Annotated in this window: 17 protein-coding genes; 14 read left to right on the top strand and 3 right to left on the bottom strand. The window is 63.7% G+C overall.

Annotation, left to right across the window (positions count from 1 at the left end):
- Window positions 1–10: 10 nt before the first annotated feature.
- Together AC4FS3_RS01180 and AC4FS3_RS01175 are read right to left on the bottom strand one after the other, a co-directional pair.
- Window positions 11–1009, bottom strand: coding sequence for an ABC transporter permease (locus tag AC4FS3_RS01180; protein ID WP_491019002.1), 999 nt, complete (start codon window positions 1007–1009; stop codon window positions 11–13).
- Window positions 1006–2697, bottom strand: coding sequence for a sugar ABC transporter ATP-binding protein (locus AC4FS3_RS01175; RefSeq protein ID WP_491019001.1), 1692 nt, complete (start codon window positions 2695–2697; stop codon window positions 1006–1008). Before AC4FS3_RS01175 ends, AC4FS3_RS01180 begins: the two co-directional genes overlap by 4 nt.
- A 506-nt stretch (window positions 2698–3203) precedes the next feature.
- Between AC4FS3_RS01175 and AC4FS3_RS01170 the strand changes: the two genes are divergently transcribed.
- Genes AC4FS3_RS01170 through AC4FS3_RS01150 form a run of 5 tightly spaced genes read left to right on the top strand, consistent with a single transcriptional unit; the run spans window position 3204 to window position 9446 of the window.
- Complete coding sequence (locus tag AC4FS3_RS01170; RefSeq protein WP_283176678.1) at window positions 3204–4544, top strand: sugar ABC transporter substrate-binding protein; 1341 nt, start codon at window positions 3204–3206, stop codon at window positions 4542–4544.
- Between the two features lie 21 nt (window positions 4545–4565).
- Window positions 4566–5975, top strand: coding sequence for an FAD/NAD(P)-binding protein (locus AC4FS3_RS01165; protein WP_491019000.1), 1410 nt, complete (start codon window positions 4566–4568; stop codon window positions 5973–5975).
- Window positions 5962–7227: an acyl-CoA dehydrogenase family protein gene (locus AC4FS3_RS01160; protein ID WP_491018999.1), complete on the top strand. Its 1266-nt coding sequence runs from the start codon at window positions 5962–5964 to the stop codon at window positions 7225–7227. The genes AC4FS3_RS01165 and AC4FS3_RS01160 overlap by 14 nt, the downstream gene beginning before the upstream one ends.
- Window positions 7228–7239: 12 nt before the next feature.
- Complete coding sequence (locus AC4FS3_RS01155) at window positions 7240–8097, top strand: oxidoreductase (RefSeq protein ID WP_491018998.1); 858 nt, start codon at window positions 7240–7242, stop codon at window positions 8095–8097.
- Window positions 8094–9446 carry an LLM class flavin-dependent oxidoreductase gene (locus AC4FS3_RS01150; RefSeq protein ID WP_491018997.1) on the top strand — a complete coding sequence of 451 codons (1353 nt, stop codon included), beginning with the start codon at window positions 8094–8096 and terminating at the stop codon, window positions 9444–9446. Before AC4FS3_RS01155 ends, AC4FS3_RS01150 begins: the two co-directional genes overlap by 4 nt.
- Before the next feature lie 32 nt (window positions 9447–9478).
- On the opposite strand, the gene AC4FS3_RS01145 is transcribed toward AC4FS3_RS01150, so the two are convergent.
- Window positions 9479–10783 (bottom strand): FliI/YscN family ATPase, encoded by a 1305-nt coding sequence (locus tag AC4FS3_RS01145; RefSeq protein WP_491018996.1) that lies wholly within the window; start codon window positions 10781–10783, stop codon window positions 9479–9481.
- A 98-nt stretch (window positions 10784–10881) separates the two neighbouring features.
- On the opposite strand from AC4FS3_RS01145, the gene AC4FS3_RS01140 reads away from it, so the two are divergent.
- The 9 genes from AC4FS3_RS01140 to AC4FS3_RS01100 are packed head-to-tail and all read left to right on the top strand — an operon-like array spanning window position 10882 to window position 15343.
- Window positions 10882–11262 carry a FlgB family protein gene (locus tag AC4FS3_RS01140; RefSeq protein ID WP_491018995.1) on the top strand — a complete coding sequence of 127 codons (381 nt, stop codon included), beginning with the start codon at window positions 10882–10884 and terminating at the stop codon, window positions 11260–11262.
- A gap of 11 nt (window positions 11263–11273) precedes the next feature.
- On the top strand, window positions 11274–11654 hold the full coding sequence (gene flgC, locus AC4FS3_RS01135) for a flagellar basal body rod protein FlgC (protein WP_249496090.1): 381 nt from the start codon (window positions 11274–11276) through the stop codon (window positions 11652–11654).
- An 11-nt stretch (window positions 11655–11665) separates the two neighbouring features.
- On the top strand, window positions 11666–11947 hold the full coding sequence (fliE, locus tag AC4FS3_RS01130; RefSeq protein ID WP_198835678.1) for a flagellar hook-basal body complex protein FliE: 282 nt from the start codon (window positions 11666–11668) through the stop codon (window positions 11945–11947).
- Complete coding sequence (locus tag AC4FS3_RS01125) at window positions 11944–12210, top strand: flagellar biosynthetic protein FliQ (protein ID WP_491018994.1); 267 nt, start codon at window positions 11944–11946, stop codon at window positions 12208–12210. The genes fliE and AC4FS3_RS01125 overlap by 4 nt, the downstream gene beginning before the upstream one ends.
- Before the next feature lie 2 nt (window positions 12211–12212).
- The gene (locus tag AC4FS3_RS01120; protein WP_491018993.1) at window positions 12213–12920 is read left to right on the top strand and encodes a flagellar hook-basal body complex protein; all 708 of its coding nucleotides are present in this window, start codon (window positions 12213–12215) and stop codon (window positions 12918–12920) included.
- Window positions 12921–12928: 8 nt separating this feature from the next.
- On the top strand, window positions 12929–13714 hold the full coding sequence (gene flgG / locus AC4FS3_RS01115; protein ID WP_491018992.1) for a flagellar basal-body rod protein FlgG: 786 nt from the start codon (window positions 12929–12931) through the stop codon (window positions 13712–13714).
- Window positions 13714–14148, top strand: coding sequence for a flagellar basal body P-ring formation chaperone FlgA (flgA, locus tag AC4FS3_RS01110; protein WP_491018991.1), 435 nt, complete (start codon window positions 13714–13716; stop codon window positions 14146–14148). The genes flgG and flgA overlap by 1 nt, the downstream gene beginning before the upstream one ends.
- Window positions 14145–14870 carry a flagellar basal body L-ring protein FlgH gene (gene flgH, locus AC4FS3_RS01105; RefSeq protein ID WP_491018990.1) on the top strand — a complete coding sequence of 242 codons (726 nt, stop codon included), beginning with the start codon at window positions 14145–14147 and terminating at the stop codon, window positions 14868–14870. The genes flgA and flgH overlap by 4 nt, the downstream gene beginning before the upstream one ends.
- Before the next feature lie 2 nt (window positions 14871–14872).
- Window positions 14873–15343, top strand: a complete 471-nt coding sequence (locus AC4FS3_RS01100) for a flagellar basal body-associated FliL family protein (protein ID WP_491018989.1) — start codon at window positions 14873–14875, stop codon at window positions 15341–15343.
- Window positions 15344–15660: the final 317 nt, after the last annotated feature.

Here is a 15660-nt window from a genome sequence, read left to right as displayed (position 1 = left end):
GGGGTATGCCTTATTTGATGACCTGATCAGCGCCGGATTTGCGGCTGACCAGAACGGCAGCGATGACGACGAGGCCCTTGATGATCATCTGCAGGAACTGCGAGACGCCCATCAGATTGAGGCCATTGTCGAGGATCGCGATGATGAGAACGCCGATCAGGGTGCGGTGAACGCCGCCGACCCCACCGGCCAGCGAGGTGCCGCCGACCACGATGGCGGCAAGGCTGTTCAGCAAAAGATCCGAGCCCAGCGATGGCCCCGCCGCGCCAAGCCGCGCGACCGCCAGGATCGCACCAAAGCCTGCAAGCAGCCCTGACAGCGCGAAGGCGTAAAGCTTGTACCGCTCCACCGGGACGCCGGCGGTGCGCGCAACCTGTTCGCCGCCGCCGATCAGATACATATAGCGGCCAAAGCGGGTGCGGCTCCCGATGACGACCAGCACCACCCAGGCGAGGATCGCCCAGAGCGCGATATTCGGCAGGCGCGGGATCCATTGCCCGATCGAGATATTCTCCAGCCCCGGCGCGTTGAACTGGATGGCGCGGCCATCAAGCAGCGTCAGTGCGATGCCGGAGAACACCGAAAGCGTGCCGAGGGTGACGATGAAAGACGGGATCTTGCCGCGGGTATAGATCAGCCCGTTCACCAGCCCCAGCCCGGCGCCCACAAGGGCGGCAAAGGGGATCACCAGCCAGCCGATGTTCAGCGCATTCAGCACCGAGACCGAGACCGCGCCAACCAGCAGCACAATCGCGCCGACAGAGAGGTCAATCGACCCCATCAGCACAATGAAGGTCGCGCCAAGGCAGACGATCAGCAGCGTCGCCGCCTGGCCGCTCACAGCCGAGAAATTGCGCAAAGTGGCGAAGCTGTCGGTGGCAAAGCTGAAGAAGGCGAACAGCGCCAGCACGACCCCGATGGGGAACCAGAGCGAGGTCTCGACCTTTGCAAAAAGGCCGGTGAGGGGCGAGAGGAAGGTGCGGCCTTCCGGATGCGGGGCGGTGGTCATTCTGCGGCTTCCAGCTGTGTTTCAGGTGCGGCGGTTTTGGCGTCAGGGGCAGGGGCGGCCACGGGTTGCGCCGGGGGCGCGGCCTGGCCGGGATCGCTCAGCATCAGGCCGACAAGGGTCTGTTCCGAGGGTTTGTCATCGGCGGGGGCAGGCACGTCGGCCACCACGCCACCATGTTGCAGGATCAGGATACGGTTCGAGAGGCCGATCAGTTCCAGCAGCTCATCGGTGATCAGGATGATCGCGACGCCCTGATCGGTCAGGTCGCGCAAGACGCGGTAGATTTCCTGTTTCGCCCCGGCATCGACCCCGCGGGTCGGGTTGTCGAGGATCAGCACATCGGGCTTGCGCTCCAGCCAGCGGGCCAGCACCACCTTTTGCTGATTGCCACCCGAAAGCCGCGACATGGCAAGGTCCGGCGTCGCCGAACGGATCGCCAGCGTGTCGATATGGCTGCGGACCGCACGGCGCTCTTTCCGGCCGCGCCAGATCCCGAAGCGGTTCGAGAACAGATCGCCGCCGCTGCCGGTCGAGAAATTCCAGGCGGTGGGGAAGCTTGCGATGATGCCATCTGCGAGACGCTCGGCGGGGATATAGCCGAGGCCTTCACGGGTGGCGCGGCCGATTTCGGGGCGGCGGAACGGGCGCGCGCCAAGCGCGACCTCGCCGGCAAGCGGGCGGATCACGCCGGCAATCGATTTGCCCAGCCGCGATTTCCCGGAATCGAGAAGGCCGCCAATGCCGAGTATCTCGCCCGGGCGGATCTCCAGGCTGACCTCGGGCCCGTCCGCCAGCACCCGCAGCCCTTTCGCGCGCAGCGCAGGGCTGGCGGGCAGGGCGGTTTGCTGCCGGTTCTCGTAATAATAGTCAGTGGCGCGTTCCCGCCCGACCATGAAACCATGCAGCCGGTGCTCGTCGGTTTCCTGCGGCGTGACGCGGGTGACCATCTCGCCATCTTTCAGCACATAGATCACATCCGAGATCTCCAGCACCTCGGTCAGCCGGTGCGAGACGAAGAGAAGCGAGCCATATTGCCGGATCTTGCGCACCAGGCTGAAAAAGCTCTCCTCATCGCGCCGGTCCAGCGCCGAGGTCGGCTCGTCCAGCAGCACCAGAGGTTCCGTGACCCCGCGCAAAAGTTTCGGCGTCAGGCAGGCTCGGGCGATCTCGATGGATTGTCGGGTCGAGAAATCATAATCGCCGGTCTTGCGACGAACATCGACATCCAGCCCCGCCTCCTGAACGATTTCCCGCGCGGCGCGGATCATCGCATCGCGGTCAACCCATTGGCCGAACCGGGTGAATCGCGCCTCTTCACCCAAAAGCAGGTTTTCATAGACCGGCACATTCTGGACGAGGGATTGTTCCTGAAAGACGCGGGTGATGCCCTGCGCCACCGCCGCGCGATGGCTGGGCGGGCTAAAGGGGGCGCCGGCGAGGTGCAGCGTGCCATGATCGGGCGCGGTCAGGCCCGAAAGGATATTGAAGATCGTCGATTTCCCGGCGCCATTCTCTCCCACCAGGGTCACCACCGATCGGCGCGGCACGTCAAAAGAGACGTCCGAAATCACCTGCGCGGGGCCATAGGATTTCGAAAGGTTGCGCACTTCCAGCAGGTTGCCGCCAGTGTGTGCCGCGTCCCCCGGCCTCTGCGCCGGGATGGAGTTCCATTCTGATCTGGATGACATTTCGCCTGTTCCGGGATGGATGCGACGAGCCTCTCTTTGCCCGGGGACAAAAAGTCTGGCTCGCCACCGGCCACGGACCTCCGCAGCCTCATTCCGGTGAATATAGGCAGATCAGAGAGTAAGTGTTTCCAAACAAACCCCGTTTGCGGCAATGCAGCATTCTTAAATCACGATTCTTACAGGCGATATTTTCTCTGCCTCGCCTGTCAGGTGCATTTTGCTGAAATTACGGATCGATTCTGAGAGATTATTGCCCACAGATCCGAGGGGTGGCGCGTGGCTATTTCCTGCAGGTGCAGAATATTTTTCGCCTTAAGTGGTGTCGAACAGATCATATCTTCTGTTGAGCGCATTCCTTCCAATTCGACCCGGCTAATTGGCAAGAATTGCCCGGATCGGCGCCGAGAATGATAAAGATCTGACTGTGCCCTTCGTGTCATCTGTTCCGGCGCCAGGCCCCTGACCACAAGCGTTGCGGGAGGCCGGCATCAGATGCGGAGATATCCATGAAATTCCTGAAACAGGCCGGCGGATGGTTTTCGCCCGATGATACTGCGGCGGTTGACGGTCACCTTGACCGGCTCGACACGAAAGGTGTCTCGCGGCGCGATCTGCTGGCGCTCGGGTCGGCGGGGCTGGCGGCGACCGCTTTCGCCGGGATCAGCGGCCTGCCGAATGTGGCGCTTGCCTCGGCGGATGGCAAACTGGCCTATCTGGCCTGGACCAGCCGGGTCGAATTCATGATCCAGGCGAGCCGCGCGACCGAAGCCGCCACCCGTGAGCTTGGCTTTTCCTACAGCTATCTCGACGGGCAGATGAGCAGCCAGACCCAGCTGGACCAGGCTGAGCAGCAGCTGGGCCTTGGCGTGAATGCGATCATCCTGCATGCGCCCGATGGCAGTGCAGTGCGGCGGATCGCGGAATATTCGGCGCAGAACAAGACCTATTTCTCGAATGTCTGGGCGACGTTACCCTGGCTGACCCCCTTCGATGTCAGTGATTACTACACGCTCTATGCCGTGCCCGAAGAGTTCACGGCCCATGGCGCGGTGACGCGGATCCTGCTTGATGAGGTGACAAAGCGCTTTGGCGGCGGCAAGATTATCGGGGTGACCGGGGTGCCCGGGTTCTCGACCGATACGGTGCGCAGCCGGGGTCGCGACGCGGCCTTTGCCGATTTCCCCAAAACCACGCTTGCCGACCAGCTGCCGGGCCTCTTCAACCGCGAAGATTCGCTCAAGGCCGCCCAGGACCTGCTGACCCGCCACCCCGATATAAGGGGCGTCGTGGCGCAGAATGACGATGTGGCGATGGGGGTGATCGCGGCGCTGCGCGCAGCCGGACTGGTGCCGGGCGAGGATGTTCTGGTGGTTGCCGCTGATGGCACGGCCGAGGGGCTGCTGGCGGTAAAAAGCGGGCAGTTGTTGGCCACTTCGGCCAATTCCCCGGCCTATCAGGCGGGCCTTTTCACCTCGCGGCTTTATGATGTTCTGAATGGCTGGCAACCCCGCGCCTCCGAGCGGATGCAAAACTGGAAATCTCTGATCGTTACGGCGGAAAACGTCGACGGCTATATCGCGCGCCATGTCGAAAATGGCGATGTCTTGCCCTTTGATTATCGCCGGATGTCGAAAGTTCTTCACCCGGAAGACTGGGATCCCCAGGCACAGGTGACTCCGCTTGATATTGACCATGAATGGAACGGGTTTGAGAAACCTCCGGGCTGGGATTATCCGGCGCCTTATAGAGCCGCCAGAGAGAATGGCGAATGGGAGGCGGTGACGGCGCAATATGCCGAACATTACCGGATTCCATTCGAAGGCCCGTCGCCTTTCGCGAAATCCTGATCATGGCTGATGATTTCAGCCATGAATAGCCAGGCGACAACGGCGGTACTCGTGATCGGCGACGGGCTCTCCGGGGCGCTGGTGGCGGCGGCTTTGCTGCGCCAGGGCGCCGCCGTGATCCTGATCGGCGAGAATGGCCGGCCGGGGCAGGGCGCGGCCTATGCCGCGGGTGCGGATATCCATCAGGCCAATGGCCCGGCCTCTGCGCTGAGCGCTGACCCTGCGGATCCGGATCATTTCAGCCGCTGGCTGGAGCACCGCTATGCCGGTGGTCTGATTCCCGGGGGCGGGCCTCAGGCGCGGGCGGCGGATGTCTTTGTGCCGCGCTGGCTCTACGGGCGTTATGCCGCTTCGATCCTGGAGGCGGCTGCGCTGAATGGGGGCCTGACCTGCATCACGGGTGAGGTCACCGACCTCTCGCCGAAGGCGGGCGGGTTCAGTGCCAGGCTGGCGGATGGGCGCGAATTTGCAGGCAGCCATGCCGTGCTGGCAACGGGGCTGCATTTTTCGCGCCCCGATGCAGGCCAGGCTGCGGGCAAAGCCATTGCCCCCTGGGACATCGCGCGGATGCGCGCGCTGCCGCCGGGGGCGGAAGTGGCGATCATCGGTTCGGGGCTGAGTATGGTCGATGCGGTGGCTTCGCTGGCAGAGGCGGGCCATCACGGCCATATCACGGTGTTTTCACGCCATGGCCGCCGGCCAGAGCCGCGCCGGCTGGCGCCGGAATGGCCGGATTACCTCGCCGACCTGCCTGACCGCATCACCATCCGCGCCCTTTTCGCGCTGGTGGTCCGGGAATGCCGGCTGGCGCAGGCCTCGGGGGGCGACTGGCAATCGCCGCTGGATCTGGTGCGGGCCCATATCGGGCGCTGGTGGCGGGCTTCTGACCCAGGTGAAAAACGGCGCTTTCAGCGCCATGTCCGCAGCCTGTGGGAGGTCCACCATCACCGCGCCCCGCCCATCGGATATGCCCATGTCAGTGCGGCCGCGCGCGAGGGGCGGCTGCACCAGGTCGCATCGACCGTGCAGGGGATCAAGGAAGGCCGGGGCGTGACGATCCGCCACCGTCTGCGCGGCGGTCAGGCGGTGACGGCGTCGCGCTTCGATGCCGTGATCCTCTCTGCCGGGGTGGAATATGACTGGCGGCGGATCGACCGTCCGCTGGTGCAGAACCTGCTGGAACGCGGGCTGGTGCGCCCCGGGCCGCTGTCGCTGGGGATTGACGCGGCGCCTGATGGACGGATCACCGATCGGGATGGGCGGCGCTCGCATCGGCTCTTTGCCCTTGGCCCCCCTTTGCGCGGGCTTTGGTGGGAGAGCACCGCCATCCCCGATATCGCACGGCAAGCCGTGGAAATTGCAGAAATTATAGGGTCGGAACGGGATGTCGTCCCCGACCAGACGAAGGAGAAAGTGAATGAGCCAGATTGACCAGCTTTGGGGCGCCCCCCCCGGCGCGCAGACGGATCCTGGCAGCCGATATGAGGAGGTCGCGTCTGGCTTTCGCCCGATCCTGGCCGCGATCACCGATGCATTTGGCCGGCGCGAGCGCGAACACAGCCTTCCGCTGGAACAGATCGCGGCGTTGAAGCAAAGCGGCTTTACCGCGACGCGGCTGCCGGTTGCAGAAGGCGGCAAGGGCCTCAGCTTTCCGGAATTCCTGAACCTGATCATCGAGCTGGCCGAGGCGGATTCGAACATCGCCCAGGCGTTGCGGGTGCATTTCGGTTTTGTCGAGGATGTGCTGAACCAGCGCGATACGGCACGGCGCGCGCTCTGGGCCCCGCGGCTGGCGGCGGGGGATCTGGTCGGTGTCGGCTTTACCGAAATCGGCGAGGCAAAGACCGACCGTTTCTCGACCCGGCTCAGCCAGACGGCTGACGGGCTGCGGCTGACCGGCAAGAAATTCTATACCACCGGCACGCTTTACGCCGACTGGATCGACATTTCCGCCAGCGACGATCAGGGCGAGACGGTCTTTGCCTTTGTGCCACGCACGGCGCCGGGCGTGACCGTTCTGGATGACTGGGACGGGTTCGGCCAGCGGCTTTCGGCCTCGGGCACGAGCATTTATGAGACTGTCGAAGTTGCGCCGGAGAACCTTTGGCAAGGGGCCGAACGGCTGCGCTATTCGACCGCCTATTACCAGCTTTACCATCTCGCGACGCTGGTGGGCATCGGGCGGGCGCTGGTGCGCGATACCGTGGCCGAGCTCGGGTTGCGGCGGCGCACCTTCAGCCATGCCAATGCCGCGCTGCCGCGCCATGATGCGCAGGTTCTGGCGGTGCTGGGCAAGCTTCGCGCCCAGGTCTATGCCGCCCAGGCGATCACGCTGAAAGCGGCCGAGGCGGTCGGACGCGCCTTCGCCACCCGTTTTGCCGGTGACGAGGCTGCGGAGGACGCCGCGAATATCGTGGCCGAACTGGAATCGGCCCAGGCGCAATCGGTGGTGATCGATCTGATCCTTGCGGCGACGACCTCGCTCTTTGACGCGCTGTCGGCCTCGGCCACGCGCAGCGGGCTGGGGCTCGACCGCCACTGGCGCAATGCCCGCACCCTCGCCTCGCATAATCCGCGCATCTACAAGGACCGGATCATTGGCGACTGGGCGGTGAATGGCACCACGCCGCCGCCGCAATGGATTGCCGCGATACACCCGGATGCCAAACCGGCGGTGGCATAAGGAAGTAAGATTATGACATTAAAGGATAATTCTGTCTGGTTCATCACCGGCGCCTCCACTGGCTTCGGCGCGATCTTTGCCCGCCAGGCGCTTGAGGCCGGGCATCGTGTGGTCGCAACCGCGCGCGACATCCGCGCGCTGGAGCCGCTGGCCGCGCGGTTTGGCGAGCGCGTTCTGCCGCTCGCGCTGGATGTGACGGATGGCCAAGCGCGCGAGGCGGCGGTCGCTGGCGCCGAAGCGCGGTTCGGGGCGATTGATGTCCTCGTGAACAATGCGGGATTTGGCTATCTTGCGGCCCAGGAAGAGGGCCAGGACGCCGAAATCCGTCAGGTTTTCGAGGTGAATGTCTTTGCGCTCGCGGCCCTGACGCGGCTGGTTCTGCCCGGGCAGCGGGCGCGCGGCTATGGTCATATCGTCAATATCAGCTCGGTCGCCGGGCTCGCGGCGAAGCCTGGTGTCGGCTATTACGCGGCGACGAAATTCGCGGTCGAGGCGCTGTCAGAGGCGCTGTCGGAAGAGGTGGCAGAGTTCGGGATCCGGGTGCTTCTGGTCGAGCCGGGGCCGTTCCGTACCGATTTCGCCGGACGCTCGATCCTCTCGGCGCCGCAGATCGCAGCCTATCATGGCCGTGTCGCGCATCAGCGTCCGGCCTCGATCCGGGCCGGCGCGGGCCAGGAAGACGGAGATCCCGAACGCGCGGTGCAACTGGTCCTGGCGCAGCTCGCGCGGGACGACGCGCCGCTGCGGCTGGCCCTTGGCGCTATCGCGGTCGATCGCGCGCTGGAAAAGCTGGAGCCGCTGGTGGCGGAGCTGAAGGCGCAGCGCCCCCTTTCCATCGCCGCCGACCACAAACCGGAGGGGGGCGCATGAGCCGCAAGCTGCGCCTTGGCGCCTTTCTGCCCGGCGGCGGCCAGCATGTCGCGGCCTGGCGCCACCCGGATCAACCGCTGGACGGCGCGGTCAGTCTGGCCTTTCACCAGGAGCTTGCGGCCCTGGCCGAGCGCGGGCTGTTCGACGCCTATTTCCTTGCCGATACGCTTTCCGCCGAAATCGGCGGGCGAGAGGGCGGCAGCGCAAAGGCCGCCGGGTTCGAGCCGCTGACCCTGTTTGCGGCGCTTTCAGTTACCACGAAACATATCGGGTTCATCGCCACCGCTTCGACCAGCTATGAGGAACCCTATCATGTCGCGCGCCGTTTCGCTTCGCTGGATATGATCTCGGGCGGGCGGGCGGCCTGGAATGTGGTGACCTCGCATGGGGACGGGCCGGCGCGGAATTTCGGCCTTGCGGCGCAATATGGCCATGACGCGCGCTATGCCCGTGCGGCCGAGCATCTCGATGTGGTCAAACAGCTCTGGGACAGCTGGGATGATGATGCCTTCCTGCGGGATCGCGCCACGGGGGTCTATTTTGACCCGGAAAAGGTGCGACCGATCCGGCATGAGGGGGCGTTTTTCCGCGTCGAAGGCCCGCTGAATGCGCCGCGCCCGCCACAGGGCCATCCGGTGATTGTCCAGGCCGGGCAGTCAGAGACGGGCCGCGATTTTGCTGCCGCCTCGGCGGAGGTGATCTTTACCACCCAGCAGGATCTGGCTTCGGCCCAGGCGTTTTATGCCGATGTGAAGGGGCGGGCGGCGGCGCTTGGCCGGGCGTCGGATGAGATCCTGATCATGCCGGGCCTCGCGCCTTTTATCGGGGCGACAAAGGCCGAGGCCCAGGCGAAATATGACGCGCTGAATGCGCTGATCCTGCCGGAAGAGGGGATCGGGCTGCTGAATGCGCTGACCGGGGGGACGCTGGATCTGGCGGGCTATCCGCTGGACGGTCCGCTGCCCGAGGCCCCCGCGACCGAGGGGATGAAAAGCCGTCAGCAGCTTTTGCGCCGTATCGCGGATGAGACCGGTTTCTCGATCCGCGAGCTTTACGCCTGGGTTGCCACCGCGCGCGGTCATCTGACGCTGATCGGAACGCCGGTCGAAATCGCCGATCTGATGGAGGAATGGCTTATCGGCAAGGGCGCGGACGGGTTCAACATTCTTCCGCCCTGGCTGCCGGGCGGGCTTGAGGATTTCGTGACGCTTGTCATCCCCGAATTGCAACGGCGCGGTATCTTCCGCCGCGAATATGAGGGGCGGAGCCTGCGCGAAAATCTCGGGCTGAAACGGCCTGCGAACCGCTGGGCTTCGGTCGGGGCTGATCCGGGTCTGGCGGCGGAATAGTCCGGTGCCGGGGCGGCTGTCGTCCCGGCCCCTCACGCTTTCAGGAGGATCTGCAACCGCTCGAAACTCGCCTTATTGCCGCCTGGCGGCGCGGGCTCAGCAAGGAAGCCATCAAGGCCCGGCCAAAGCCGGATCGCGCGGTCGATCTGCGGGTCGCTTCCGGCGACATAAAGCCCGGCATGGATCATCATCTCGGCCTGGTCATAGGCCGACAAGAGCCTGCGCGTCTCGGTGATCACCTCGTTTTCCATCTCAGTCGCGGCGCCGGGCAGGCTGCGCGAGACCGAACGCAACAGATCCACCGCCGGATAGCGGCCGCGCTCGGCAATCTCGCGGCTGAGCACGACATGGCCGTCCACCGTGCCGCGAATGATATCGGCGATCGGCTCCTCCCTATCCGACCCGGCGACCAGCACTGAAAACACTGCCGTAATATCGCCGGACCCCTCGATACCCGGTCCCGCCCGTTCGCATATAGACATCAGCGCATGGGCGGTCGAGGGCGGATAGCCGCGCAGCGAGGCCACCTCGCCCGAGGCCAGCGCAACCTCGCGATGCGCTTCGGCAAAGCGGGTGACGGAATCGACCAGAAGCAGCACATGTTTGCCAAGGTCGCGGAAATGCTCGGCCACGGTCATCGCCGAGAGGAGGCAGCGTTTGCGCATCAGCGGCGACTGATCCGAGGTTGCAGTCACGACGACCGAGCGCGCCATTCCCTCCGGCCCAAGCACCTTATCGGTGAATTCCCTGAGTTCGCGACCGCGTTCCCCCACCAGGGCGATCACCGCCACATCCGCCTGCACCCCGCGCGCGAACCGCGCCAGCAGCGAGGATTTTCCGACGCCGGATCCCGCGAAAAGCCCGATCCGCTGCCCCCGGACAAGCGGCAGCAGCGTGTCGAACACCGCGACCCCGGTCGAGAGCCGCGCGCCAAAGCCGCGCCGATACGCGGGGTCTGGCGGGCTGGCGACCATCGGCCGTCGCTCTGGCCCCGCCAGCAGGGGGCGTCCGTCAAGCGGCCGGCCCAGCGGGTCGACGATCCGGCCCAGCCAGGAGGAATCGGGCGCAAGCTCGGCCTTTCCGACCAGTTCGACCCGGCTGCCGATCCCGAGGCCGCCGGTCTCACCTTCGGGCAGGATCAGGGCGCCTGATTCCGAGACACTGATCACTTCGCCGCCGAGTTGCACCGCGCCTGCAAGCACGCGGTCGCCGGGGGAGGCACCGTGTAAGCTTTTGACAACAAGGCTTCCCATCGTGTTCCCGGTGATACGGCCCACCTCTCGCACCGCAGAGATCGCGGCGATTTCTGCACGAAGTGAATCAAATGCGAATGCCATCCGGAGCCCCCTGTTCCGCCAATTACGGTTTCTAAAGGAATCACCCTTAAACCTTGGTGAAGCAGATGAGGGAAACCGCATCCAAAGGGAGAACCCCGGTGTTCGCGAAACTTGAACTGACCAGAATGGCACAGGCGCTGGCATCGCATGCAGGATCGCGCATGGATGTCATTGCCCGCAACGTCGCCAATGCAGATACGCCCGGATACCGGGCACATGACCTTCGGCCATTTGCCGATGTCTATAAAAGTGAACCCGACATGCGCGCGACGCGCCCCGGCCATTTCGCCAAAGGGGCGGATGCGGCGCGTGGCGAGATCATTGCCGGCAGCGGCAGCGAGGCGCCCAATGGCAATGATGTCTCAATCGAAATGGAGATGGTGAAATCGGCCACCGCCCGTCAGGACCATGAAATGGCCCTGGCGATCTATCGCGCAACCTCGGGCGTTATCCGCGCCTCACTCGGTCGCAATGGTTAGGGGCTGACAGGATGAATGATCTGACCACGTCACTCGCCGCCTCCGCCTCGGGGATGGAGGCCCAGGCCAACCGGTTGCGCCATGTGTCCGAGAATATCGCGAATGCCGATACGCCAGGCTATCGCCGCAAGGTGATCAGCTTTGACCAGGTGGTCGAAAGCGGGACAGTTCGGGCCGGAAAGGTCCGCCTCGATCCGCGCGAACTCCCCGAGATTTACAGCCCCGGCCATCCGATGGCCAATGAGGCCGGATATTACAACGGGTCCAATGTGGATCTGATGATCGAGATCGCTGACGCCCGCGAGGCGCAGCGCAGTTACGACGCAAATGTCAGACTCTTCGATCAGGCAAGGCAGATGATGCAGAGCCTGTTTGAAGTTCTGCGCCGCTAGGAGACACCAGAATGGATGTAAACACTTCTTTTGCCGCAGCACATTACGCGCAGGCCAGAACGGCCGCAGCGCCTGGCTCCGGCAGCGGTCTGAGCTTTGCTTCGGTTGCGGGCGAGTTCACCGATACCTTGATGCGTCACGAAATCACGGCCCGCGACGCGATGGCCGGGAAGGCCAGCCCGCATGCGCTGGTCGAAGCGCTGTCCTCGTCGCAGCTTGCCGTCGAGACGGTGGCGACGGTGCGCGACAAGGTGGTCGAGGCCTATCAGGAAATTCTGAGGATGCCGGTATGACCGAGGCCGCCTTTTTCGATGTGCTGCGCCAGGCGCTCTGGGTGGGGGTGAAGATATCCGCTCCGATCCTTGTGGTGGCACTGGTGACGGGCGTGGTGATCGGCCTCTTCCAGGCGCTGACCTCGGTGCAGGAAATGACGCTGACTTTTGTCCCTAAACTGGCGGCGATGCTGGCAGCGTTCTGGATCTCGATGGGCTTCATGACCAGTTCGATGACGGCGCTTTACGGTGACGTCATCATCCCGCTGATCGAAGGGGGCTGATCATGGATTCCGCAGGTTACGTCGCGCTCAGCCGGCAATCCGGGCTGATGCGGGAAATGCAGATCGTAGCAAACAACGTTGCCAATATCTCGACAAACGGCTTCCGGCGTGAGGGTCTTGTCTTTGCCGAACACGTGGCGCGGCTTGACCGGGAACCTTCGCTCTCGCTCAGCCATGGCAATGCGCGGATCACTGATCTTACCCAGGCAGGTGTGACGATGACCGGCGGTACTTTTGACCTCGCGATCCAGGGCGATGGCTTTTTCCTTGTCATGACGCCAGAAGGGGAACGCCTGACCCGCGCCGGAAGCTTCACACCTTCGGTCGATGGCGAGCTTGTCAGCCCCGAGGGCTATCAGCTGCTGGATGCCGGCGGCGCCCCGGTTTTCGTGCCATCCGGTGCTGTGATCGCGGTGGGGGAGGATGGTACCATCTCCGCGAATGGCGAGGCGGTGGGGCAGATCGGGCTCTGGCAGCCCGGCGATCCACTGGCGCTGCGCCACCGCTCCGGCACGCTGTTTGACGGCGGCATGGTGGAGCCGGTCGCTACCGGCAAGATCATGCAGGGCTTTCTCGAAGAGAGCAACGTGAACCCGGTGGCGGAAATCGCCCGCATGATCGAGGTGCAGCGCATCTATGAAATGGGGCAGAAATTCCTCGAAGCCGAGGACAGCCGTGCCCGCAACGTCATCCAGACCCTTGGTCAATAGGTGAGACGATGAAAGCACTCCATATCGCCGCGACCGGCATGTCAGCCCAGCAGATGAAGGTCGATGTGGTCTCGAACAATCTCGCGAATATGTCGACCACCGGCTACAATGCGCGGCGCGCCGATTTCGCGGATCTGCATTACCAGCAATATACCCGCCCCGGCACGGTCTCGGCCAGCGATGGCACCATGCTGCCGACCGGGGTTCAGATCGGCCTCGGCGTGCGGCCTTCGTCGGTTTCAGTCGTTTTGCAGCAAGGCTCGCTTTCGCAGACCAATGGCGACCTCGATGTCGCCATCGACGGCAATGGCTATCTCGAGGTCGAGCTGCCCTCGGGTGTCTCGGGCTATACCAGGGATGGCGCGCTGAAGCGCTCGGCGGATGGGCAGATCGTGACCTCCGACGGCTATCCGGTGGTCCCGGGGATCACCATCCCACCCGAAACGCGCTCGGTTGCGATCAATGCGGCCGGAGAGGTCTGGGCCTATTTCAGCGACCGTGTCCAACCCGAGCTTCTGGGCCAGTTCACGCTGACCGATTTCACCAATGAAAAGGGGCTGGAGGCCATCGGCTCGAACCTCTTTCTTGAAACCGCCGCCTCCGGCCCGCCGATTGTGAACGAGCCCGGAACCGAAGGTCTCGGTACGCTGCGCCAGGGCTATCTCGAGGAAAGCTCCGTCGATGCGGTGCGCGAGATTACCGATCTGATCAAGGCACAGCGCGGCTATGAGCTGAATGCGAAAGTCATCACCGCCGCCGACCAGATGCTCGGCGCAACGACGCAGTTGCGCTGATGCGGCGGGGCCTTGCACTACTTATCCTGCCCATCCTGATCCAGGCTGGTGCAGCCCGCGCCGAAAGCCTTGTCGCGGCCCGAAATCTGCCGGCGCAGACCATCATTGCACCAGGCGATCTGATGCAGGTTGCGACCAGTATCAGTGGCGCCCTCACACTGCCTGCCGAGGCCATCGGCCAGGAGACCCGCGTTGCCATTTATGCCGGCAGGCCTGTCAGGGGAAGCGATATCGGTCCTCCTGCCCTGATCGAGCGCAACGCAATCGTTGCGCTGGAATACCGGGCAGGCGGGCTTGTGATCAGAGCCGAAGGCCGCGCGCTTGCCCGTGGAGGGGCAGGGGAGATGATCCGCGTCATGAACCTGGCGTCAAAAACCACCGTTTCGGGCCGCATCGGTGCCGATGGTCAGATCCTGGTCGGAGGATTTCCGTGAAATACCCATTCATTCTTTTGTCGCCCCTCGCTCTGCTGGGGTGCGGCGACCTTTCTCAGGTCGGCAAAGCCCCTGAATTCAGCCCGCTGGAGGGCAGCTACCAGCATCACGCGATCTATTCGACGCCAATGCCCCTGACGACAACCCCTTCCGGCGTGGCCTATGATTCCTCTCTCTGGAACGCCAGTTCGGAATCTCTCCTGGGCGACAGGCGTGCTGCAATGCGGGGCGATATCCTGACGGTCGTGATCGAAATCGACGACAGCGCCGAGATCTCGAATTCGACCGGGCGGTCGCGCACCGGCGCGCAAAAAATGGGGATCCCGCAGCTTTTCGGAATCCCGCAGCGGATTAACGAAAAGCTTCCCGCCGGTGCGACGATGGGGAACGCGGTCGATACCAGCTCTTCATCGACATTTTCTGGCAGTGGTGACGTGTCGAGGTCGGAGAAGCTGACCCTCCGCATCGCAGCCACGGTGGTCGAACAACTGGCAAATGGCGTTCTGCGTATCGAGGGGCAACAGGAGGTAAGGGTGAATAACGAACTTCGCGAACTTATCGTCACGGGCTATGTGCGGCCGACCGATATCTCGCGCCAGAACGAAATCACTTATGACAAGATCGCGGGGGCGCGGATCTCCTATGGTGGCAGAGGTCAGATCACGGATGTTCAGCAGCCCCGCTACGGGCAGCAGATCACCGATATTCTGCTGCCGTTCTGACCATGAAAAAGCTGCTTATCCCATTGTTTCTTGCCCTGGTCGGGCTCGCGCTCGGCGGTGGTGCCGGATATTTCCTGCGCGTGGCACCGGCGGGCGACCTGGCTCAGGAAGGTTCTGATCGCAAGGCGAGCGACACTCCTGATCCTGCGAAAGTGGAGTTTGTGCGGCTCAACAATCAGTTCATCGTGCCGGTGATGGAGGGCGGGCGGATCGTGTCTCTGATCGCCGCCTCGCTGAGCCTGGAGATTGTTGCAGGGCAGTCTGACATGGTCTTTGCCCGCGAGCCAAAACTGCAGGACGCCTTTCTTCAGGTCATGTTCGATCACGCGAATTCCGGGGGGTTCCGGGGGTCTTTCACGGATTCTTCAAATCTTATTGTCCTCCGCAAGGCCCTGCTGGAACAAGCGAGAACGGTGCTTGGTGAGATGGTCAATGATGTGCTGATCACCGAGATCGCGAGACAGGACAGTTAGGGCAGTGGGGCCTGCGTGAACAAACACCGTCCGGTTGACAGGCAGATGCCCCGGCTTTCCCGGACGCCTTCGCGTCTCCTCTTTTGTGGCCGTTCGGACACGGCGGGCGACAGCATCCGGTACCTCGCCTGTTTGCGCTTCGGGTTGCAGAGCATTCCGCCTCAATCGAACACGTCCTGTCTGGCGTATTCTCTGGTCCGGAGAGGTTTGCGCGTGATCCGTTCGCGCCAGAGCAGGTTGAAAGGGCCCCGAGACAGTGTTGCCGAGGCAGTTGCCACTGCGGCCCATGGAATGATCGGGATTATGGGCGCGTGAGA

It is taken from the genome of Pseudogemmobacter sp. TB195 (assembly GCF_058313095.1).
This window is presented reverse-complemented; position numbering and strand designations above follow the sequence as displayed.